Annotated in this window: 17 protein-coding genes and 1 tRNA gene; 2 read left to right on the top strand and 16 right to left on the bottom strand. The window is 68.7% G+C overall.

Annotated elements, in window-relative coordinates; all coding sequences use genetic code 11:
- Positions 1-321 precede the first annotated feature (321 nt).
- The 6 genes from M8A51_RS10525 to M8A51_RS10500 form a co-directional block, all read right to left on the bottom strand.
- The gene (locus M8A51_RS10525) at positions 322-1512 is read right to left on the bottom strand and encodes an elongation factor Tu (RefSeq protein ID WP_251778172.1); all 1191 of its coding nucleotides are present in this window, start codon (positions 1510-1512) and stop codon (positions 322-324) included.
- Positions 1513-2164: 652 nt separating this feature from the next.
- On the bottom strand, positions 2165-4249 hold the full coding sequence (locus M8A51_RS10520; RefSeq protein WP_407062222.1) for an ATP-dependent helicase: 2085 nt from the start codon (positions 4247-4249) through the stop codon (positions 2165-2167).
- Positions 4250-4449: 200 nt separating this feature from the next.
- Positions 4450-4725: a hypothetical protein gene (locus M8A51_RS10515; RefSeq protein WP_251778170.1), complete on the bottom strand. Its 276-nt coding sequence runs from the start codon at positions 4723-4725 to the stop codon at positions 4450-4452.
- Between the two features lie 141 nt (positions 4726-4866).
- A complete protein-coding gene (locus tag M8A51_RS10510; RefSeq protein ID WP_251778169.1) occupies positions 4867-5514 on the bottom strand; it encodes a class I SAM-dependent methyltransferase in 648 nt (215 codons plus the stop codon).
- A 97-nt stretch (positions 5515-5611) separates the two neighbouring features.
- On the bottom strand, positions 5612-5953 hold the full coding sequence (locus M8A51_RS10505) for a DUF2834 domain-containing protein (protein WP_251778168.1): 342 nt from the start codon (positions 5951-5953) through the stop codon (positions 5612-5614).
- 11 nt (positions 5954-5964) lie between these two features.
- On the bottom strand, positions 5965-6843 hold the full coding sequence (locus M8A51_RS10500; protein WP_251778167.1) for a helix-turn-helix domain-containing protein: 879 nt from the start codon (positions 6841-6843) through the stop codon (positions 5965-5967).
- Between the two features lie 665 nt (positions 6844-7508).
- Here M8A51_RS10500 and M8A51_RS10495 point away from each other — a divergent pair.
- Complete coding sequence (locus M8A51_RS10495) at positions 7509-8093, top strand: GNAT family N-acetyltransferase (protein WP_251778165.1); 585 nt, start codon at positions 7509-7511, stop codon at positions 8091-8093.
- 113 nt (positions 8094-8206) lie between these two features.
- On the opposite strand, the gene M8A51_RS10490 is transcribed toward M8A51_RS10495, so the two are convergent.
- The 4 genes from M8A51_RS10490 to M8A51_RS10475 all read right to left on the bottom strand — a co-directional run bounded on the left by M8A51_RS10490 (position 8207) and on the right by M8A51_RS10475 (position 10527).
- On the bottom strand, positions 8207-8956 hold the full coding sequence (locus tag M8A51_RS10490; RefSeq protein ID WP_251778164.1) for a sulfite exporter TauE/SafE family protein: 750 nt from the start codon (positions 8954-8956) through the stop codon (positions 8207-8209).
- Positions 8957-9075: 119 nt separating this feature from the next.
- Positions 9076-9600, bottom strand: coding sequence for an ankyrin repeat domain-containing protein (locus M8A51_RS26510; protein ID WP_251778163.1), 525 nt, complete (start codon positions 9598-9600; stop codon positions 9076-9078).
- On the bottom strand, positions 9597-9956 hold the full coding sequence (locus M8A51_RS10480) for a hypothetical protein (RefSeq protein WP_251778162.1): 360 nt from the start codon (positions 9954-9956) through the stop codon (positions 9597-9599). Before M8A51_RS10480 ends, M8A51_RS26510 begins: the two co-directional genes overlap by 4 nt.
- A gap of 494 nt (positions 9957-10450) precedes the next feature.
- Positions 10451-10527 (bottom strand) — tRNA-Pro (locus tag M8A51_RS10475).
- Between the two features lie 139 nt (positions 10528-10666).
- Between M8A51_RS10475 and M8A51_RS10470 the strand changes: the two genes are divergently transcribed.
- Entirely contained in the window at positions 10667-11686 is a 1020-nt protein-coding gene (locus M8A51_RS10470) for an alpha/beta hydrolase family protein (RefSeq protein WP_251778161.1), read from the top strand.
- A 19-nt stretch (positions 11687-11705) separates the two neighbouring features.
- Here the strand turns inward: M8A51_RS10470 and pbpC are convergent, their stop codons facing one another.
- From pbpC to fdxA, 6 genes are all read right to left on the bottom strand, one after another.
- A complete protein-coding gene (gene pbpC / locus M8A51_RS10465; protein WP_251778160.1) occupies positions 11706-13967 on the bottom strand; it encodes a penicillin-binding protein 1C in 2262 nt (753 codons plus the stop codon).
- Positions 13968-13977: 10 nt separating this feature from the next.
- Complete coding sequence (locus M8A51_RS10460) at positions 13978-19182, bottom strand: alpha-2-macroglobulin family protein (protein ID WP_251778159.1); 5205 nt, start codon at positions 19180-19182, stop codon at positions 13978-13980.
- A gap of 100 nt (positions 19183-19282) precedes the next feature.
- Positions 19283-20479, bottom strand: a complete 1197-nt coding sequence (locus M8A51_RS10455) for an amidohydrolase family protein (RefSeq protein WP_251778158.1) — start codon at positions 20477-20479, stop codon at positions 19283-19285.
- Between the two features lie 86 nt (positions 20480-20565).
- The gene (locus M8A51_RS10450; RefSeq protein WP_251778157.1) at positions 20566-21270 is read right to left on the bottom strand and encodes a TetR family transcriptional regulator; all 705 of its coding nucleotides are present in this window, start codon (positions 21268-21270) and stop codon (positions 20566-20568) included.
- Between the two features lie 98 nt (positions 21271-21368).
- Positions 21369-22142, bottom strand: coding sequence for a ferredoxin--NADP reductase (locus tag M8A51_RS10445; RefSeq protein ID WP_251778156.1), 774 nt, complete (start codon positions 22140-22142; stop codon positions 21369-21371).
- Positions 22143-22182: 40 nt separating this feature from the next.
- Entirely contained in the window at positions 22183-22506 is a 324-nt protein-coding gene (fdxA, locus tag M8A51_RS10440) for a ferredoxin FdxA (protein WP_251778155.1), read from the bottom strand.
- Between the last annotated feature and the right edge of the window lie 100 nt (positions 22507-22606).

Raw genomic sequence — 22606 nt, 5'->3', positions numbered from 1 at the left:
TCCGGAGAGTGACTGCTTCCGAGCGGAGAGTTCTGTCAGTCCGTGTTCCGCTTTGGGTCGGCAGCACGCATTGGATCGGGTAGGCACCAGCCGCTCAGACCAAGTCTCTGACCGCCAACCATCGAATACCCGGTCCTGGTGGTGTTGCTGTCCTTCGAGGGGCTGACCCATCGAGGGCCGGTGATGGTCAGCGCTGACGCTCGCGCCGTCAGTCGCGAACGTCTCTGTTCAGTCTGCAGCAGCCATGCACTGCCAGCCCCGACAAGAAGAACCCCTGCCGCCTGACAAGCAAGCGGCAGGGGCGAGAGCAAGCTCAGCTTGTCAGCCGAGCACCTCGGTCACGATGCCAGCGCCGATGGTCTTTCCGCCTTCGCGCATCGCGAACCGCATGCCCTTCTCGATGGCCACGGGCTTGTTCAGCTCGAAGCTGATCTGCGCCTGCGTGCCCGGCTCGACCAGGCCGGTTTCCGTATCGACACGGAGGACACCGGTGACGTCGGTCGGCCCGAAGAAGAACTGCGGCTGGTAGCCCGAGCCGAACGGGGTGTGGCGCCCACCTTCGTCCTTGCTGAGGACGAAGATCTGCGCACGTCCGGTCCGGTACGGCTTGACCGCACCCGGCCGCACGATCACCTGCCCGCGCACGACGTCGTCACGCTTGACGCCGCGCAGCAGCAGACCGACGTTCATGCCGGCGCTGGCCTCGGCGACGTCCTTGTGGAACGACTGCACACCGGTGACGACCACCTGGCCCTCGTCCGCCGGGCTGAGGCCGACGATCTCCACGCTGTCGCCGACGCGGATGACACCGCGCTCGACCCGGCCGCTGACCACGGTGCCACGGCCCACGATGGTGTGCACGCCTTCGATCGGCATCATGAACGGGCTGCTGTAGTCGCGCACCGGGTCAGGAATGCGCGAGTCCAGCGCGTTCACGAGTTCGATCACGCATTGCACGTCCGGGCCGTCGAGCTCACCGCGCTCGGCGGCGGCCAGCGCCTTCATCGCGCTGCCGAACACGAACGAGACGTCGTGATAGCCGTGCGTTGCCAGCAGAGCGCCAATCTCCATCTCGATCAGCTGCCCGATCTCGGCCCGGTCATGCTCGGGAACGAGATCCATCTTGTTCACGAACACCACGATGTGGCGGACGTTCACTTGGCGTGCCAGCAGCACATGCTCGATGGTCTGCCGCGCGGCGCCCTCGGTGCCGTCCACCAGCAGGATCGCGCCGTCCATTTGCGAGGCGCCGGTGATCATGTTCTTGATGTAGTCGGCGTGTCCCGGGCAGTCGATGTGCGCGTAGTGGCGGCGCTCCGACTCGTACTCGACGTGCGAGGTGTTGATGGTGATGCCGCGCTCACGCTCTTCCTTCGCGTTGTCGATCTGTCCGTACGACAGCGCGCGGCCACCGAGGCGGGCAGCCTGCACGAAAGTGAGCGCAGCCGTCAGCGTCGTCTTGCCGTGATCGACGTGGCCGATGGTTCCGACGTTCACATGAACCTTGTTCATGATGGGTTTCTCCAAGTTTGAGTGAGTGAAAAGCCGATGCGCTTCGCTGGCCAGGCGAAGCTGTCGGCGGGTTGTCGGCGCGCGCGCCTGACTTCGGGTGCCCGTCATCCGGGCGAAAAAAAGCCTGCGGGGCGTGGACCACCCGGCAGGCTGTCTTGCCTGAAGGGTGGACCTCCAGGCGCAGCGGGGCCTGGAAGCTCTATGCGAACCACTCCATGGAATCGAAGCACTGCGCTGCGCCCGCGGCGCATGCAACGCAAACCAATTCAAGTTCAGAACTCATGTCCAAGCCTCCAACTCAGCAGGCAACAACAAAAAACCCGGTGGCTTGCGGCCTACCGGGTTCTGTGGAACTGGGAGGCCGAGCCTCCGGACATCCGGGGCTCTAGAAAAGCAATGCTTCGCAATAACGGCGCAACGCATCCGCAGCATCAGTGCGGATCGCCGTCATGTCTTGCAACGTGAAGAACTGCTTCATCGAATTTCCCGTACGCTGGGCCGCTGGCATTACGCACCGGCCAAATTTCCAGAGCGGCGAGACTAACACCGAGCCGTTGATCGGGCAACACGAGCGTTGCGCGCGCACCGCGGCCCCTGCCCTCATTGCCGCCCGCTTGCGAGCGCGAACCGGCTGTCCCCGGCGTGTCGTCGATCAGCTCCAACGCCCCCGCAACCGCGCCGTCAGATCGATCGGCACCCCTGCCGGCGCCGGCCGTTCGCCACCGCCCTGCACGGCATACGGCTGCCGCGCCTCGAACAGCGCCGCCACCTGCGGCGGCACGAAGCGCGTCAATGACCCGTAGACATGCCGGTCGGCCACACCCTGCTGGTGCACGTAGAAGCGCTGCGGCACGATCAGCTGCAGGTGCTGCCGCGCGCGGGTCATCGCCACGTACAGCAGCCGCCGCTCTTCCTCGATCTGCTCGCTCGAGCCGGTCGCCAGGTCGGAAGGGATGCAGCCGTCCACGGCGTTGAGCAGGTAGACGGCCTGCCATTCCTGGCCCTTCGCGGAATGGATGGTCGACAGGACCAGGTAGTCCTCGTCCAGCAACGGCGGCCCGGCTTCGGCACTGGTCGCCTCGGGCGGGTCGAGCGTCAGCTCGACCAGGAACTGCTCGCGGGAACGGTAGCCTTCGGCAATGCGCACCAGCTGCGCCAGGTCGGCCGCGCGCACTGCGGCGTCGTCGTGCAGGCGCTCCAGGTGCGGTTGGTACCACTGCTGCACGCGCTGCAGTTCGTCGGGCCAGCCGAGCCGGGCCTGGCGCAGTTCGCGGTACAGCGCGCTGAACGCTCGCCAGTCGTCATGCGCTGCCGGCGGCGCCTCGAAGTTCAGCAATGCCGCCGCGGGGTCTTCCGCTGCCTGCAGCTCGTCGAGCAGGCGCCGCGCGGTGGCGGGCCCGATGCCCGGGACCAGCTGCGCCACCCTGAAACCCGCCAGCCGGCTGCGCGGGTTTTCGGCCCAGCGCAGCACCGACAGCACGTCCTTGATGTGCGCCGCTTCCAGAAACTTCAGCCCGCCGAACTTGACGAACGGGATGTTGCGGCGCACCAGCTCGAGTTCCAGCGCGGCGCTGTGGTGCGACGAACGAAACAGCACCGCCTGCGATTTGAGCTTCAACCCGGCTTCGCGGTGCTGCAGCACCGCGTCGGCCACCCAGCGCGCCTGCGCAGCGTCGTCGAGCACCGTCACCAGGGCCGGCTTCTCCGACGAGCGGCGGTCGGTCCACAGCTGCTTGGCGTGGCGTTCGCGCGCCAGCGCCATCACGGCGTTCGACGCGTCGAGGATGGGCTGCGTCGAGCGGTAGTTGCGTTCCAGCGCCACCACCTCGGCCTGCGGGCTGAACTGGCACGGGAAGTCGAGGATGTTGCGCACTTCGGCGGCACGGAACGAGTAGATCGACTGCGCGTCGTCGCCCACCACGGTCAGCCCCTGCCCGTCGGGTTTCATCGCGCGCAAGATGCTGGCCTGCAAGCGGTTGGTGTCCTGGTATTCGTCGACCAGCAGGTGGTCGAAGCGGCCGCCCACCTCGAGCGCCAGGCCGGGCTCGGACACCATCTCGGCCCAGTACAGCAGCAGGTCGTCGTAGTCGAGCACGTGTTGCTGCTGCTTGGCCTGCACGTAGGCACCGAACAGGCGCTTCAGCTCGTCTTCCCATTGCTGGCACCACGGAAACTGCAGCTGCAGCACGTCGGTCAGCGACGCCTGGCCGTTGACCACGCGCGAGTAGATCGACAGGCAGGTGCCCTTCAGCGGGAAGCGGCTCTTGGCACGGCCATAGCCCAATTCCTCGCGCACCCAGCCCATCAGGTCTTCGGCATCGCCGCGGTCGTGGATGGTGAAGTCTTCGGCCAGCCCGATGCGCGCGGCGTAGTGGCGCAGCAGGCGCGCGCCCACGCTGTGGAAGGTGCCGGCCCACGGCAGCGCCGGCGCACGGGCCTCGCCGCCCCGCCCCAGGGCCTGCTGCAACACGCGGCCGACGCGGCGCTCCATTTCCTGCGCGGCGCGGCGCGAAAACGTCAGCAGCAGCAGCCGCTGCGGGTCGGCGCCGCTGAGCACCAGGCGCGCCACGCGCGCCGCCAGGGTCATGGTCTTGCCGGAGCCGGCACCGGCAATGACCAGCAGCGGCGGGCAAGCGCCCTGCACGCCGATGCCGTGTTCCACGGCGGCGCGCTGCTGCTCGTTCAGTGCCGCGAACGGGTCGGTGCCTGCCGGAACGGCGCGTATGGGATGGGTGATGGTGCTCATGGGTGGGCCTGCGGTTGGCCCGGACATCGGGGTGGGCCAGCCAGCAGCGGACTGTATATCCATCCAGCCCCAAAAACTGTCACGGCGGTGCCGTCCATGGGCCGAATGCCAGTTCTTGTGCGCACCGCGTCGTGTGTCGCAGACGCTGCCCGACGGGTGTGCAGGCCGGCCCGCACACCCGCCGCGTGAACCTACGCGCTTGCCATTTCAGGCCGGGCTTCGTTGTCCGAGGCGGTCGCGGTGGTCAGCGCCCCCAGGCGCAACACCGCGTGTTGCCACATCTCGTCGCTGAGCGGAACGTGCCGCGCCGACTGCGCCGGCTCCAGCCACGCACGCCAGACGCTGGCCGTGCACGCGCGCGGGCCCAGGCCTCGGTTGAACAGGGTCAACAGCACCGCCTGCGGCAGGTCCAGCGCTGCAACCAGGGCCCGCAGGCGGTCGTTGTTGGTCTCGGTGGCTACATTCATGGCCGCGAAGATAGCAGCCGTGCCCGGGGCGTCAACGGTGCGTTTCTGCAGTCGCCGTGTGCACGAGAACTTGTGCAGCAAGCGCCCGATTCCGAACGTGCAAAAGTGCCGGCCGGGGCGGTCTGCGAGATGGGTCGCCTGTCAGGCGCGCTGGAACTGGACGACGGAGTAGCTGTAGCCGTAGAGGAACTCCGCTCCGTACGCCACTTCCGGAAGCTCGCGATCCAGGTGCGCCTCGATGTCCTGATACGTTCGCCCGGCGTGGAGCGCTGCCTGCACGTTTGATTGGGTCGTCAGGTAGCCGATCAAGGCGCTGCGACTGAACTGCACTGGCAAGGCGCCCTTGCCCGAGCCGACGACACGAAGCTCGCGGTCCGTTGCCGGAACGGCGAACTCGGTGCGGCCTCGAGGAGGATCAGGGAAGTTCGAAAGGTAAGCGGTTTTCAGCCAGCGGCTCACGCTCTCGTCTGTCTTGTGGCCCAGCAACGCAAAGTTGTAGATCAGCCAGGTTGCGCGGTGCATGGACGCGCGCTTGAATGCCGATATCGCCGCATCTGCATCGAACCAGTGATAAGCCATGCAGACGGAGATCAGATCGAAAGCGCCACGCTCCAGTTCGGTGTACGGTGCCTGCCGCACCACCAACCCCTTGGCTTTGGCATGCGCCAGCATGGGTCCGGACAGGTCGACGCCCTCCACCTGCTTCGCAATGCCGACGAGGGGCATGGTCGAGTCGCCCGTTTCGCATGCAACGTCGACAGCGCGGTCGAATGGGCCTTCGCCGCTCACGCAGCCACTGCAAGGCGATGCCGTGCACCTTGGGTCGATATCGATCGTAGCGGCTCGCGACTTCTTCTTCCGCGAAGTACATCGGCGCCTCACCCGTTCAAACGAGACGACGGGATTCGACGCGCACCTTGCGCATCGCGAGGTACAGCGGCAAGGTGAAGGCGAGTCCCACGCTGAATGTCAGCACGACATAGATCCACGGCCGACGAACGCCCGCTGAGGGTGCATCTTGAAGCAACCAAACCGAGAACGCTGCGGCCGCCAGGTAGACGTCCCACGTGATGCCAGCCACCAGCTGGTTGGCCGACACCGCGGCGAGAAACGGACCTGGCGCGAAGCTGCCGCCGTTCAACAGGAACGCGAAATGGAAGGACCAAGGAACCACCAGGCCGGCAACGGCCAGGATGACAAGGAGGGGAGTTGTACGTTTGGGCGACATGGCCGGGCATCCTATGAGCGCTGCACGGCGGAAGATAGGAAGAATGCGACATGGTGCGACGGGCAACTGCCATCCCGCCATGTCCCGACCGCAAGCGCCCAATTCTCCGTGTCCCGCTGACGTGTGGTTTCGATCAGCTTGCTCAGTGAAGCGCCAGCCAACGTGCGCAGGTCGCGTGCCATGTGCGATTGGTCATAGTAGCCGTGCCGCAATGCGAGCCCCGCGTCGGTCGTGCCGGTGGCAAGGGCATCGCGCAGCAATCCTTCCACGCGGGCCACTCGCTGAAACAGCTTTGGCGTGACGCCGAAAGTGCCGGCGAAAACCCGTTCAAACTGCCGCACCGAGAGGCCGACTGCATCCTGAGGGGCCGCTCCCCGCAGGGCGACACGCTGCAGCAGCGCGGCGCGGTGCGCCCGCTGCCGATGGACGTCCTCGGCCAGGCGATCATGAGCGAATGCCAACAAGGACGCCAGGCGCCTCTCCGGAATCGATTCTTCCTTCATGCACGCAACCAGCCTCGCCCACGAGTCGCCAAAAACGTCCGACGCATTGGCAAGCTGGTGCGGCAGGGATAGCGGGCTCGACTGGAGCAGCGCCACCGTCGCGGTGGGCTGCAGCCGCAGCCCGGCAAGGCACAACCGGGGGGTCCGATAGAGCGTGAGAGGCACTGCACGCGCACAGCTCACGAACCCGGCAGGGAGAGGGACCAACGCGCCCGACGGGTCCTTGACGAAAAACCGGCCCTCGAGAACCACGGTGAGCCCGCCTTCGACAAGAGCGGGAAAGTGGCAGGGCACCAGGTGCGTCCCTGGCGTGTCGAACGAAAGGTGCACCCCCATCGCAACCCAGGCGCTCAGGGCGGGATGCGGCCTGACAAGATGGACCTCCATCGGCAAATTATGCGACGCACGAGCTGCGCTGGCGCCGCCCCCGGTTCGCGTGGACGCCGTTGAAGAACTCGATGCCCGGGCCTCGAACTGCGAGTCGAACAGCTCTTGTCCGTCAGCCAGGCGTGCAGGTGTGCTCTCGTCGGGATCGACCGCGCGACGAAGCGCCTTCAATCGAGGGGGTTGACTGTTGAGAAACCGCCGCCGAGCGCGACAAAGACATCGGAAGCGAGGCGATTTCCAGTCGTTGAGCGGCTCCGAGAAGGACTCGGCCGACCTTCCCACGGCGCGACTGTGCCCCCCAGCCCTTGTGTTGCACTCGTTGCGCCCCGCGAGGATCTCGTGCAGCGGCCAGCTCGCCCGCACGCTCAGCGGGCCACGCTGCAGTTCGACGTGGAGAGGCTGTGCCGGCTCTTGATGTACCGAGGGTGCACGCAGCGTGCCTCAGCAGCTTTCGCTGGCCTTTCTCGAGCCGCAAGAACCGGTGAGCGACGAGAACGGCCATGCGATCTCTCGGGCCGAAGGGCGCCTGTCGCGATGATGTCGGGTCGGTGCGCACGCCGATTGCCGGGAGAAGATCTTCCATCGCGGCATTTCGGAGAACCAGGCGATGGCGTTCTCCGTAGCCAATGCTTGCGACGAATGCTCTTGGTTGCAGGACGAGACACATGACGACGACCATCAAGACCGCTACCGCATCCGACGAAGCGGCGACCATTGCCGTGCTGGCATTGGCCTTCAGCACCGACCCCGCGGCACGTTGGACATGGCCCGACCCGGAACGCTACCTCCAGCATTTCCCGAACTTCGCCACGGCATTCGGGGGCCAGGCTTTCGCTCAGGGCAGCGCCTTCTACGTGGACGGCCATGCCGGGGCGGCGCTGTGGTTGCCGCCGGACGTCCGCCCCGACGATGAGGCACTGATCGCGCTGCTGCTGCGCACCGGGTCACCGCAGGTGCAGAAGGACGGTGCCGCCGTGTTCGAACAGATGGGGCGCCATCACCCGCAAGAACCGCATTGGTACTTGCCGTTCCTCGGGGTGGATCCGCTTCACCAGGGCAAAGGGTACGGGGCAGCCTTGATGCAACACACGCTGACCCTCTGCGACCGAGACCATGCGCTGGCGTATCTTGAATCGTCCAACCCCAAGAACATTCCCCTTTATGAACGGCATGGGTTCGAACTGCTGGGCACGATCCAGGTGGGGACGTCGCCGCCGATCTTTCCGATGCGCCGGAGGCCGCGGCGCTGAGCCGGTCGTCGCCGGCCCTCGTTCGCAGCTTCAGTCTTCGCACGGCAAACGCCGGCCTTGAGTTCGAAGACGCCGCGATGCCACCGGGCATTTCTTCTCGCCTGAACGCGTGCCTAGCCCCGCACCACAGCGGCCACGCCTGAAGCAAACACCGCGGCCCCCGACAGCGTCAGCAGCACCAGCACCACCTGCCGAAACGCCTGCTGGCTGAGCCCGATGTACAGGCGCGCCCCGATGAGGGCAGGCACCAGCAGCGAGGCCGCCACGATGGCCAGGGCCGGCCACATCGGCGCCGTCACCGCGCCGGTGGCCACGTACGCCGCCATGGTCACGCTCAAGGCCGCCAGGTTGAAGTTCTGGATCAGGCCGCGCTGCACGTCCTTTTCCAGGCCGCGCAGCGTGTACCACAGCGTCGGGACCACACCGGTGAAACCGCCCAGCCCGCCCATGAAGCCGCCCGCAGCCCCGGTCAGCGCATCACTGGGCCAGCCGGCGCTGCCGATGCGCGGCAAACGCGGCGCCATCAGCAACAGCGGGCAGCAAACCAACAAGAAGGCGCCGAACACGAGTTTGAACAAGCCGGCGTCGAGCAGGGGCAGCACCCACACCCCGAGCGGCACACCGACCGCGGCGCCGCTCAGCAGCGGCAGCAGCATGGGCCAATTCCAGCGGCGCGGCACCGTGAAGGTGGCGATCACCTGCCCGGTCAGGCCACCGAACACGGCCAGCACCGCCGCCAGGCGGGGGTCGACGCCCCACACCCAGATCGACATGGCCACCATGCCGAACGCGAAGCCCGACAGGCCCTGCACGAAACCGGCGGCCATGGCGCCCAGTGCGATGAACCACGTTTCAGCTCCCATAGCGCCGTCCCTTGCCCTGCGTTGCCTGCGATGCAGGCGGCATTGTGGCGTGCGCCGGGGTTTGATGCCGGACGATGACGCGATCGTCACGACGCCCGCCGCCATGGCTGCCGGGGACGCTACGACCGCGGCTGGTGCGCCTCCAGCAGCTTCACCACCTCGGCCCGGCCCGGCGACGGGTGCCTGGCGTGCCGCTCGCGGGCCAACTCGGCAGCGGTCTTGCCGTCGGCATCTTTCAAGGACGGATCGGCGCCGTGATCAAGCAGCACACGAACCCCGGCGGCATCGCCGTCCAACGCAACCAGGTGAAGTGCGGTCCATCGCTGCGCATTGCGCTGGTCGACGGCGTTGATGTCCAGCCCGGCTTTGATGTAGTGGGCCAGGAACCGATGGGCGTCAGATTCTTTCTTGACCTGGTGTACGGCGAACAGCGCCCCGGCCCGCTGGTTCATCTCGGCAAGTTCCTCGGGGGTCTGCGAGAACAGCGACTGCTCGCAGACCCATGCCGCAGGGCGCGGGTAGGTTTCAACGCAGGCCTGCAGCATCATCACACCGCCGCTGCGCAGGTCATGGACGGCGTAGGCGCAGGCCGCGACTGCGGCCGCCCCGAAGCCCACCAGGATCCATCGGGCTGCTTTTCTCACGCGGCGCCCCAGAAGAACAGCGGGTCACCGGCAACGTGGAACGGCTTCAGCGTGGGGCCGTACCCCGCCGTCTTGATCACCAACTCCATCTCGGTCTTGAAGTTCCGGGCCACAACGATGCGCACGCCTTCGGCGACACGTGGATTCTCCAGGTCCTTCTGGCGGGCGTGCTTCCACCAGTGCTGGATGTAGCGCTGTGCGAGCTTCATGCCCATCTTGGCCAAACCGGCAAACCCGGCCTGGGGTCGCGCCAACGTCTCCATGAGCTTTTGCACGAAACCGATCGCGTAGGTCGAATCGATGCCGATGATCAGCAGTTGCTGGCCGAAGCGCCGATTCTCGGTGGTGATTTCCATGACGGCGATATCTGCCTTCAGGTGCGGCCAATAGAACGAGAAAATGGAACGGGTTTCGCTCGCGTCAAAGAGCAGGTCGCCGTCGGCACGACGGGCGGATTGACGACTTCGATGGTCATGGTGCGCCTCCCTGTGGGCGTGTGGATGGGCCGCTTGTGCGGTCGTTGTAATGCGCGGCCGATTTTATGCAGCCCCTCGCTCTCCGACCCCTGGCCATCCCGACAGGCGCGGCTCGCCGTTTCACTTTTTGCCCCACTCGATCGCGGGGGTCCGCACGCGGGATTCGCGCAACCGGAGCATTCCTGACGGCCGTCTTGATCCTTTACCCCTGCTTGCCCGAGCCGGCTGTAGCTCGGGCGGAAGAGATCCCCGGGAACCTTCGTGATCAAGGCGCCGCCGGCACCGCGCGCCCCGGCCACCCGTGGGTCACTGCCTCGTCGTCCCCAAACGACACAAGGGTTAGCAGCCGCTAAGCCGCTAACCCTTGCCGATGTTGGTCGGGGTGAGATGATTCGAACATCCGACCCACTGCTCCCAAAGCAGTTGCGCTACCAGGCTGCGCTACACCCCGAAAGACCCGCATTCTAGCGGCTCGCTCCCTGCAGCGGTGCTTCGCCGCCGCATTCCTGCGTTTCGTCGCGCAATGGTGTCGCGCCTGATGGCCCGGCGCGAACATGCCGGCCATCAAGCACACCAGGAGGGAACGGCCCATGTGGAAACGATGGATGACCGCAGCGGCGCTGGCCGGTGCAACGGCAGCGGCGGCACAGCCGCCGGCCTACAACGCCGGCATGACGGCCTTCGAGGTGCCGTATCACGGCGGGCGCATGGAAGTGACGCTGTGGTACCCCACGCGGGCGGCCGAGGCCTTGCGCAGCTTCGGGCCGTATCGGCCGAGCGTCGCGCTCGGTGCGGCGGTGGTCGACGGGCAGTATCCGGTGGTACTGGTGTCGCACGGCACCGGCGGTGGCGCGCTGAACCACCACCTGCAGGCCGAAGCCCTGGCGCGCCGGGGTTTCCTGGTCGCCAGCCCGGTCCACCCGGGCGACAACTTCCGCGACCGGTCGATGTCGGCCGACGCGCGCTACTTCTTCGAGCGCCCCCGCCAGCTGACGCACCTGCTCGACCAGTTGCTGGCCCACCCGCAATGGCGTCGTTCGATCGACCCGGCGCGCGTCGGTGCGATGGGGCATTCGGCCGGCGGTTTTTCGGTGGCGGCCCTGGCCGGCGGCGTGCCGGATACCCGGCGCATGCTGCAGCATTGCGCGGCCGTGGCCGACGACCCGGCCTGCGCCTTTCGTGACCCGAAGATCGGCGTCGCCGCACCGGGCGGCACGCCGCTGCAGCTGCCGGCGTCGGCCACCGCATCGGGCACCGTGCGTGACCCGCGCATCCGGGCGGCCGTGCTGATGGCGCCGCTGGGCCAGCCCATCGTGCCCGGCAGCCTGGCGGGCAGTGCTGCCACCGTGAAGATGATCGGCGCCGAACACGACGAAGTGTTGCCGCGGGCCTATCACTACGACCAGTTGCGCACCCAGTTGCCGGCGGGCGGGCAGGCGCGGCTGGCGGCAGGTGCCGGCCACTACGCCTTCATCGTGCCGACCGACCCGGCCTGGAAAGACCGCCTGGGCCCCGTCCCGACCGACCCGCCGGGCTTCGATCGCGAGCGTTTCCATCGGCAGTTGAGCGACGAGATCGTCGGTTTCTTCGAACAGGCGCTGCGCCACTGAACGGCGGGTCGGGCCGCACTCAGATCCCGCTGATCGTCACCTCGATGCGGTGGAACCGCCCGCGCTCGTCGAGCGCCGTGATGCTGTGCCGCCCGTTGCTGGCGAAGCGCAGCAGCACCCGCTCGCCGGCCTGTGCGCGCTGGTGCTGCTGGCCATCGACGAGCCAGTAGACCGGCGTCGAGGCCCCGGCGGCGCCGAGCGTGCCGACGTGCACCTCGACCTCGTGGCGGCCCGGCGTCGGCTTCAGCACCGCCCCTGCTTCGAGGCCGGCGATGCGCAAGGCCGTGCCACCGTCCAGCGCGCGGGCACACCCCGCAGGCGCATGCGCCAGCCAGGGTTCCAACGCGGCGGGCCAGCGGGCCACCTCGCCGGCTTGCCCGCAGGCGGCCAGGCTGGCCAGCAGGCCGCCGCTGCGGGCGCGGTCGGGCAGCGTGGGCGGCACCCCGCCGTTCAGCGCCCAGCCGGTGCGGCGCACCTGGCAGTGGGTGGGGTCGGTGCTGTCGGCACGCCGCCCCAGCGGCCAGCAGATCGCCACGGCAGCAACGCTGTCCGGCTGCCTGCGGCTGGCGGCCGCCGCAGGCGACACGGGCGGCAGCGCCGAGACGATGTCGTGCAGCAGCGGCGCGGCCACGTTGGCGCCGAAAAAGCCGGGGTTGGGCGTGCCGTCGGGCCGGCCGACCCACACGCCGACGGTGTACTCGTCGGTCACGCCCACGGCCCAGGCGTCCCGGAAGCCGAAGCTGGTGCCGGTCTTCCAGGCGACGCGGCGGTGCGCCTCGGCGAACGGCCGGTCGGGGTGGCCGCCCGACTCCAGGATGTCGCGCACGATGAAGGCGGCGCCGGCGCTCATCAGACGCGCTTCGATGCGCGGCGCCTGCGGCGTCAGCCGCGGCCGGCCCGACAGGCCGCCGCGGGCCAGCGCCCGGTAGGCACCCACCAGTTCTTCCAGCGTGGTGCCGCCGCCGCCCAGGATGAGGCTCAGGTTGGCACTCGAGCCGGCCGGCATGCGCAGGCGCAGGCCGCCCGCGCGCAGCATGGCGGCGAAACGCGCGGGGCCGATGCGGTCGAGCAGGTCGACGGCCGGCACGTTGAGCGACCGCTGCAAGGCCTCGGAAACGCTCACCGGCCCGCTGAACGAAGCCTGGAAGTTGCCGGGCTGGTAGCCGCCGAAGGACTGCGGCGCGTCGATCAGCAGGCTTTCCGAGTGGATCAGCCCATCGTCGAGCGCCAGCGCATAAAGAAAGGGTTTCAGCGTCGAGCCGGGCGAACGCACGCCGCGCACCATGTCGACGTGGGCGGCGCGCTGCGGGTCGGTGAAGTCGGCCGAGCCGGCGTAGGCGTGCACCTCCAGCGTGTCGTTGTGCATCACCAGCACGGCCATCGACACCTTGGGCGGCAGGCCGCCGGTGCGGTCGAGCAGCATGCGCTCGACGCTGGATTGCAGCTCGACGTCCAGTGTCGACTCGACCACCGCCGGCCCTGCCCGGCCCCGGGTCGCGCGCAGGCGCTCGGCGGCCAGCGGCGCGATCCACTGCGCGCGGATCGGTTGCACCGCGACGATCTCCATGCGGGCGTCGGCCACCTCCTGGGGTGTCCACACGCCGTAGGCCTGCAGGCGGTCGAGCACCTTGTCGCGCACGGCCTGGGCCCGCCGCGGCGCGCGGTCGGGCCGCAGGCGCGACGGGGCCTGCGGCAACGCCGCGAGCAGCGCGGCCTCGGCATGGCTGAGGTATTCGCTCGACTTGCCGAGGTAGGCGCGGCTGGCCATCTCGACGCCTTCGACGATGCCGCCCATCGGGGCATGGTTAAGGTAGAGCGTCAGGATCTCGCGCTTGCTCAGGCGCAGCTCGAGTTGCAGCGCTCGCAGCATCTGCCGCAGCTTGGCGCGCACGCTGCGTGCCTCGCCGCGCCGGGGCGGGTCGAGGATGCGCGCCACCTGCATGGTCAGCGTCGAGCCGCCGGACACCACCCGCCCATGGCGCGCCCACTGCCAGGCGGCCCGCGCGAGCGCCACCGGGTTGACACCGGGGTGCCAGCGAAACCAGCGGTCTTCGTAGTGCAGCAGGGCTTCGAGGTAGAGCGGCGACACCTCGTCGGGCGTGACCGGCTGGCGCCAGACGCCGTCGACGCTGGGATAGGTGCGCAACGGCGTGCCGTCGCGCGCAGCGATCACGGTGCCGCGGTCGGGCACCGGTATGGGCGGCGCAAAGGCCAGGTCGAGCGCGAGCAGCAGCACCAGCACGGCAGCCAGTGCCAGCTCGAGCCGCCGCCCGCGCGTCATCGCCGCCCCGCTACTGCGGCGCGCTCGCCGCCGACGCGGCCGGCGCGGCCGCTGGCACCGGGCCGCTCGCCGTGGCAGCCGGTGCCGCGGCCGCCCCGGCCGGGGCGGACTCCAGCTCGGGCACGCCGCCGCCGCGCGGGTCGGTGATGGCCACCGGGTTCGGCGCCGCCCCCACCGCGCGCAGCTCGGGCCGGTACATGTCTTCGGCGAACGGGGCCGGCACCACGTAGCGGCCGGGGCTGACCACCCGCACCAAGTAGAACACGTTGAGCAGTTGCGGCTCCAGCCGCGCCGCGGCCACATAGCGGTCGTCGCGATATTCGCGGTGCTTGATGCGCGGGTCGGCCATGGCCTGCGCCACGTTGACGCCGCCGACGACGAACTCCTCCGCCTTCGGCCCCTGCGACAGGTTGAGGTTCTCGACCTCGAAGCCGGCCGGGATGCGATCGACGATCAGGCCGTCTTCCAGCGGGTACCGCGCACGCGCCTGCAAGCGCACGATGAGCATGTCGCCCACCTTCAGCGGGCGGTGGCTCCAGGGGCGGCCGTCGAGTTCGAACCACTCGCGGCGCAGCTCGATCACGTCGCTGCGCGGCGCGGGCGGCTGGGCCGGGTAGCCGCTCGCCTCGACTTCGACGAACAGCGCTTCGCCGTGCTGGCTGGTCAGCGTGACGCCCTGCGCCAGTGCCGCCGCGCCGAAGCTGCGCATCTCGGTGCTGCGCGAGCTCACTGCCTGCGCAGCCTCGCCGGTGCGCAGCACGGCGGTCCACTCGCTGCCTTCGCTGCCGCCGGCCGCACGCGCGGCCAGGAACAGCGACAGCCGCTCCTGGGTCGAGTAGTACTGCCGCCCACCCAGCCGCGTGGCCAGGTCGAACAACAGGTTTTCACGACGGGCGTGCCGGATGTCGTGACGCACCAGCAGCGCGTACGACATCGCCAGGTCGCGCGCCGGCGAGCCGTAGTCGCCCAGCCACTCGTCGCCCCATCCGTAGCCGGGGTTGCCCAGGTTGGCACGGATGCCGTAGGGCCGCTTCATGGCTTCTTCCAGCGCCACCTTCGAGCGGGCCTCGTCGCCCATCAGCTTCAGTGCGATCGACAGGTGCACCAGCGGCAGCGGCGAGCGCGCGCGGTCGCGCATCTTGTCGTGCAGGAAGCGCAGCATCGCCAGCGGCGCCTTCTGGTCGCGCGCCAGCACGTAGCCGGCATGCGCCATCTCGGCAAAGCGCTGGTGGCTGTCGCGCAGCAGCGTGTACTCGCGCGAGTCGATGTTGCCGGCCTTGTCGGGCGTCGCGCTGGCAGGCAGGCCGGGGAAGCGGTTGGGGGCCTGCTGCAGTTGCTGCAGCAGCCAGTCCTGGCCGTTCTTGTAGATGCCGTCGGGCACCGTGAAACCCTGTGCCCGCGCGTCCTGCAGGAAGCCCATCACGTAGGCCGAGATCCACGCCTCGTAGGCGCCGTCGCCCCACAGCGTGTAGCCGCCGTTGGAGCGCTGCATGCCGGCCAGGCGGCCGATCGCGCCTTCGATGAACTGCGCACGCTCGTCGCGGCTGCCCCCCTTCAGCCCGTAGGCCTTGGCCGCCGCCTCGTCGATGAAGACATGCGGGTAGGCGGCGCTGGTGGTCTGCTCGACGCAGCCGTACGGGTACTCCAGCAAGCCCTGCACCAGGCGGTTGATGTTGAGCGGCGGCTTGTTCGACACCGTCAGGTTGACGGCGGCAGAACCCTTGAAGTACTTCTCGACCCACGCCGGCTCGAGCTTCAGGCTCTGCCCGGGGTCGAGCTTGACGCGCCGCACGTCGCGTTCCTGGGGCACCGGCGGCTGCACCTGCAGCACCGACTCGCGCACGATCTTCAGGCCCGAGGCCGACGTGACCTGCAGCCGCAGCCGGCCCAGCCCGTAGGCGTCGGTCGCTTCAGCGGCAAAGCGCAGCGTGGTGCGCTGCTGGTGCTTCAGGCTCACCGTGCGCTCACCCTCGCGGATGCGCACCGGGTCGGCGCCTTCGAGCTTCACTTTCAGGTCTTGCGGGGCGCCGCTCAGGTTGGTGACGTCGAGCGCGATGGTCGCGGCGTCGCCGGGCGAGATGAAACGCGGCATGGCCAGCTCGGCCACCACCGGCGCGGCGGCCACCATCTCGGCCTCGGTGCTGCCGAAGCGCTCGGGCGACGCCACCACGGCCATCAGCCGCAGCGTGCCGTTGAAGTCGGGGATGTCGAGCGCCACCTCGGCCTCGCCCTGCGCGTTCAGCGCCACCGGTCCGCTGAACAGGTCGACCAGCTTCACTTTCTTCGGCAGGCTCTGGGTGTCGCCGCGCATGCCGGAGTCGCCGCCAAAGGCGAGCTTGCCCTGGCGGCCCTCCATCTTCTCGATCAGCTTGCCGTACATGTCGAGCAGCTCAGGCGCGTAGCGGTGCTTGCCGAAGAAGAAGTCGACCGGGTCGGGCGTGCGGTAGCGCGTGATGTTGAGGATGCCGACGTCGACCGCCGAGACGGTGACAAAAGCGCCCTGCCCTTGCAGCCCCTGCGCCTTGACCTTCACCACGGTGCGCTTCTCGGGCAGCACCTTGGCCGGGGCCGTCAGCGCCACCTGCAGCTTGCGGTCGTCGCGCGCGAGCGGCAGGTGCACCAGCCCGACGGCGCGGGCGGGCGTCACGCGGTTGCCCTCGCTGCCGGGCCGGAACACCGTGACCGTGGCGTACAGGTCGTGCCGGGCCCATTGCGCGTCGACCGGTACTTCGATGGTGACGCCCTTGGTCGACACGTCGATGCGCTGGCTCCACAGCAGGCGGTCGCCTTCGACCGTGACCAGCGCGGTGCCGTCGTGCGGCGGCGTGATCATGATCCTGGCCTTGTCGCCGGCTTTCAGCGGCGCGTCGGCGAGCTTCAGCTGCACGCGGTCGGGCCGGTTGCCGATGTCTTCGGCGTCCTGCGCGTTCCAGCCGGCATAGAAGCGGTAGCGCAGCTTGAGGCCGGTCTGCGGGTCTTCGGCTTCCAGCCGGTAGCGGCCCCAGTTGACCGGCGCGCCGATGCGGGTCCGCTCGGCCACGTCGACGGTGCGCGACTCGACCGGCTCGTCGGTCTCGGTGTAGCCCGAGTGCCAGCCTTTCTGGTCGTCGAAGCGCCAGTAGTACTGGCGCTCCTCGCGCACCAGGTTCAGCTTGACGCCCTGCACCGGTGCGAGCCTGCCCTGCGTGTCGACGCGGACCAGCTCGAACTCGGCCTGGCCGCCTTCACGGGTGACGTCGCGGTCGAACAGCGGCCGCAGCGCCAGCAGCTTGTCGGCCGGCCACACGATGCGCTCGATCGACCGCACCACCGGCCGGCCGCCCGATTCCAGCAGGCTGAAGCTGCCGCGCACGGTGATCGGCGACGCGGCGCCGTCGGCGTTGACCGGCAGCGTGACCTGCGCCTGGCCCTGCTCGTCGAGCGAGCCGTCTTCGACCTCTTCGCGCGACTTGCGGCTGTCGTCGGCGAAGTCGCCGAACACGAAACCGGGCCACTGCTTCGGCAGCGCGTGGGTGGCGCGCTCGGTGGCCGCGCTCACCAGCAGCCGGTTGCCGGCCGCGGGCGAGCCGAACAGGTAGTCGCCCTGCACGTCGACCTGGAAGGCGTCGCCAGCCATCAGCACCGGCTTGTCGGTGCGCAGCTCGAGCTTCATGCGCTCGGGCAGGAACTCCTCGACCTGGAACTTCCAGCGAGCGTCCGCGGCGCCGCCCGGGTCGGCACGCAGCTCCAGCGACCACGTGCCGGTCTGCGCATCGGCCGGCAGTGCCAGGTTGCGCTGGTAGTAGCCGGGGCGCTGCGTGTCGGGGCGCCAGCTCAGCGTCTGCACCGTGCGGCCATCGGGACGCTTGAGCGTGGCCTGCAGCGGCATCGGCGCCAGCGCGCGGCCGTCGGCATTGCGGGCGAGCACCGAGACGTCGAAGCGCTCGCCGGGGCGGTACAGGTCGCGCCCGGCATAGACAAACAGCTTGGTGTTGGACGACAAATGGCCGCCGACGTCGAACTCCGACAGGTCGAGCCCCGGTTCGCGCAGCACGATCACGGTCATCTCGCGGCCCTGGCGTGCCACCAGCAGGCGTGCCGCCGCCGGCACGTCTGCGAAGGCGGCATGGCCGTCGCCGTCGGCCTCTGCCTTGCCGAGCGAACGCGCGTTCTCGTCGAGCAGTTCGTATTCGACGCCGGACAGCCCCTTGCCGGTTTTCAGCGAGGTGGCGAAGGCGCTCAGCCCCTTCGCGTAGCGGCGCGCATGCACGCCGATGTCGCTGACGTAGAAATAGGTGACCTGGTAGTCGTTGCTGAAGCGCCCCGGCTGCGCCATCACCGCGACGTAGACGCCGGGCTCCTGCAGCTCCTTGATGGTTTCGACCGGCAGGAAGGTGACGTGCCGGCGGTTCGGCGTGTCGTCGGTCTTGAAGCGGCCGAGATAGACGCTGCGCGTGCTGCTGCGCAACTGGTCGAGTTCCCAGCCGCCGACACGGCCCTTGAAGCTCGAGTTCTCGCTGTAGCCGTGGTATTCCTCGTCTTCCTCGTCGCTGCTCGGGCGCCCGCCGGCCACCCGCTCGAAGAAGCGCGGCAGATCGCCCGGCTCGACGCGCAGGAACTGCACGTCGACCTCGGGCTGGTTCACCGTGACGATGGGCAGCCCGCCGTTCTGGCCGGCCGGCAGCACGACGCCGCGGCTGGCGAAGTACCACGACGGCGCCATCGCGTCGCTCGCCAGTTCGCAGCGCTTGCCGTCGGCCAGCTTGACGCCGTCGACCGACAGCAACCCGGCCTGCACCTCGATGCGGAAGTTGCGCTGCGGCTGGATGTAGGGGAAGTAGGCGATGCGCGGGTTGTCGCCGATGGTCCAGTGGCCCTGGACGATCTTGCCTTCAGGGGCCGACGCCCCTGCGCTGCCCTTGGGCGCCTGCCGGGCGTCGACGCCCTGCTCGCTGGTGGCCTCCTGCTGGCCGCTCAAGGGCCCCAGGTCGACGACCCGCAGGTATTCGCCGAGCGACTGCGTGCGGTCGAGCGGCTGCGTGAAAACGACCGCCAGCGCCGGCTGGTCGTCCATCAGCCGCGGCTTGCACTCCGCGACCTCGAACGCTGCGGCGGGGTCGACGCCGGCCGTCGGCGCATCGGCGCCACGCTGCTGGCTCCACCACCAGGCGGCCGCTGCAGCCACCAACACGACCATCGCGGCCGCGATCCACCGGACACGAATGCTCCCCTGCATGTTCTCTCCCTCGTCAGACGTGGGGGCGATTGTTGCAGAGCTTGGGGACCGCGGGAAAAGCGGCGCGCCACCGGCCGGCCGGCGCCGGCCTTGCGCCCTGTCAGTGGGACGCCACGACGACCGGCACTTCCTGGGCCGGCGGCGTGTTGCGGCTGCGCCCGCAGCGCACGATGCCGTCGATCATCACCATGCCGACGCCCGGCAGGTCGCCCAGTTCAACGCTTTCGAGCAAGTCTTGCCCTGCCGAATGCTGCGCACGGTCGAGGAAGACGAAATCCGCCGCCCGGCCCACTTCGACCAGGCCGCAGTTCAGCCCTCGCAGCCGCGCGGTGTTGCCGGTGGCGAAGCAGAACACCTGCTCGGCCGGAATGCCGCCGACGCTGGACAGGAAGGCGATCATGCGCAGGATGCCCAGCGGCTGCACGCCCGAGCCGGCCGGTCCGTCGGTGCCCAGGATCACGCGGTGCGGGCACTTCAGCTCGATCGCCGCGTTGGCCGCCGCCAGCGCGACCTTCTCGTTGCCGTTGTGCACGATCTCGATCGCCCGCGACGACTTCTCGCACAGCTCGCACACGTGGCGCCAGGGCAGCGCCGTGTGGCCGCCGTTGATGTGACCGATGACGTCGGCGTCGGCCTCGAGCACCACGTCCTTGTCGATCAGCCCCGAGCCGGGGATGGACGGCCCGCCGGTGTGGATGGTGCTCTGGATGCCGTACTTGCGCGCCCAGCGAACCATCTGGGCGGCTTCCTCGCCTGCCTTGACGGTGCCCAGTCCGACCTCGCCCAGCAGCTTGACGCCGGCGGCCGCGAGTTCGCGGAAGTCGTCCTCGACCATGCCCTTCTCGATCACCGGCGCGCCGGCCAGCACCTTGACGCCGCCGGGGCGGAAGTTGTCGTAGGCGCGCTGCGCGGTGATGGCGAGCGCCTTGAGCCCGACGATGTCCTTGGGCCGCCCGGGCAGGTGCACCTCGCCGGCCGAGATCATCGTGGTGACGCCACCGTTCATCGTCGAGTCGATCCAGCCGAACTGGTTCTGGCGCGGCGTCCAGTCGCCGAACACCGGGTGCACGTGGCTGTCGATCAGGCCCGGGCAGACGCAGGTGCGGCGTGCGTCGATCAGCGTGTCGGCCTGCTCGATGTCGCAATCGGCCTGCCGGCCGACGGCCTCGATCAGTCCGTCGCGCACCACGACGGTGTCGGCGTCGAGCACCGGCCGGTCGATGTCGCCCGACAGCAGCAGGCCGATGTTGGTGATGACGACCTTGCCGGACTTGGCGCTCGCGAGGGGTTCAGCCATTGGGACAGCTCCGTGGGGTGGGTGCATCGGGCGGCGCCGCGCGCCGGCATTCGTTCAGTGGATGCTACATGAACGCAGAGACCGCCTCAAGCGCTGCGTGCCGGTCCCGGTGCGCGTGCCACGGTGCGCAGCACCGCATCGATCATGAAGGCCTCCCAGTGCGCCACCGAGGCCGGATCTTCGAGGTCTTCACCGAGAAAGGCCGACAGCGTGTAGCGGTTGGACTGGTAGAAGTAGCCCATCGCAGCCATCATCAGATAGACGTCGCGTGCGTTGACGTCGGTGCGGAACACGCCCTGGCGGGCACCGCTGCGCAGCAGTTCGTCGATCACCGAGATCGTCGGCGACGAGTACTCGCGCGCGCGCAGCGACTTGCTGATGTGCTTGCCCTTGTGCAGGTTCTCGGTGTTGAGCAGCGTGACGAACTCGGGGTTCTTGCGGTAGTAGTCGCGCACGAAGCTCACCACCAGCTTGAGCGACTCGACCGGCTGCTCGATGTTGATGTCGAGTTCGGACTCGGCGTCGTTCATGCGGCGGTAGATGTCCTCGATCACCGCGATGAACAGGCCTTCCTTGCTGCCGAAGTAGTAATAGATCATGCGGTCGTACGACTTGGCCGCCTTCGAGATCTGCTCGACGCGCCCGCCGTCGAAGCCGTGCTTGGCGAAGACCCGCGTCGCGGCGCGCAGGATGCTGTCGCGGGTGGCCTTGGCGGCCAGCTCGCGCACGCCGGGGCGGCGCACCGCGGACGACGACTTGGCGGCAGCGCGCCGGGAGGAAGAAGTGGCCATGGCAGGTCGTATCCGGGGGTTCGGGCGGCTCCGATGCTACGCGAGCGCGGCGTCGGGCCTCGATGTGCGCGGCTCGGCCGCCACGCTGCGGGGGGCGCTCATTGCTCGGCGAACGCGCGCTCGATGACGAAGTCGCCCGGCGTCGAGGTGTTGCCTTCCTTGAAGCCGCGCTGCTCCAGCGAGTGCTTCAGGTCGCGCAGCATGCCGGGGCTGCCGCAGATCATCGCGCGGTCGTGGGCCCGGTCCAGCGGCGGCACGCCCAGGTCTTCGAACAGCTTGCCGGTGTCGATCAGCTGCGTCACGCGGCCCATGTTGCGGTAGGCCTCGCGGGTGACGGTCGGGTAGTAGCGCAGCTTGCTGCTGACCAGGTCGCCGAGGAACTCGTGGTTGGGCAGGTGCTCGACCAGCAGGTCGTGGTAGGCCAGTTCGTCGATCTGGCGCACGCCGTGCACCAGCACCACCTGCTCGAACTTCTCGTAGGTTTCCGGGTCGCGCACGATGCTCATGAACGGCGCCAGCCCGGTGCCGGTCGACAGCAGGTACAGCCGCCGGCCGGGCAGCAGGTAGTCGATCAGCAGCGTGCCGGTGGGCTTGCGCCCGACCACGATGGTGTCGCCGACCTGCACGTGCTGCAGGCGGGACGTGAGCGGGCCGTCCGGCACCTTGATGCTGAGGAACTCGAGGTGCTCCTCGTAGTTGGCGCTGACGATGCTGTAGGCGCGCAGCAAGGGCTTGCCGTCGACGCGCAGGCCGATCATCGTGAAGTGGCCGTTGCTGAACCGCAGCGACGGATCGCGCGTGGTGGTGAAGGTGAACAGCTTGTCGGTCCAGTGGTGGACGCTCAGCACTTTCTCTTCGTTGAATGCACTCATGGCGTTTTCTCCTGAGGGGATGGTAGGCGCCGCGAGGCGCTCAGCGTTCGAGATAGGCCAGCTTGCCCGGTGTGTCCTTCCACTGCTCGGCCTGCGGCAGCGGCGCCTGCCGCTGCGAGATCACCGGCCATTGCCGTGCCAGCTCGGCATTCAGCGCGACCCATCCTGCCAGCTCTGCCGGCAGATCGTCCTCGGCCAGGATGGCGCCCGCGGGGCACTCGGGCACGCAGACAGCGCAGTCGATGCATTCGTCCGGGTCGATGGCGAGAAAGTTGGGGCCTTCGTGGAAGCAGTCCACCGGGCACACGTCGACGCAGTCGGTGTATTTGCACCGTATGCAGGCATCAGTCACCACATGGGTCATTTTCAGCTCCGTTCGCGCCCCGGGCCGGGGCAGTGAAAGTCTCGTTGCCAGATCCGTCCGATTGCGCTAGATTGCCTCTTCATGTAGTGATCACAACATT

The organism is Caldimonas mangrovi, from assembly GCF_023721835.1.
GTDB classification, from domain to species: Bacteria; Pseudomonadota; Gammaproteobacteria; order Burkholderiales; family Burkholderiaceae_C; genus Caldimonas; species Caldimonas mangrovi.
This window is presented reverse-complemented; position numbering and strand designations above follow the sequence as displayed.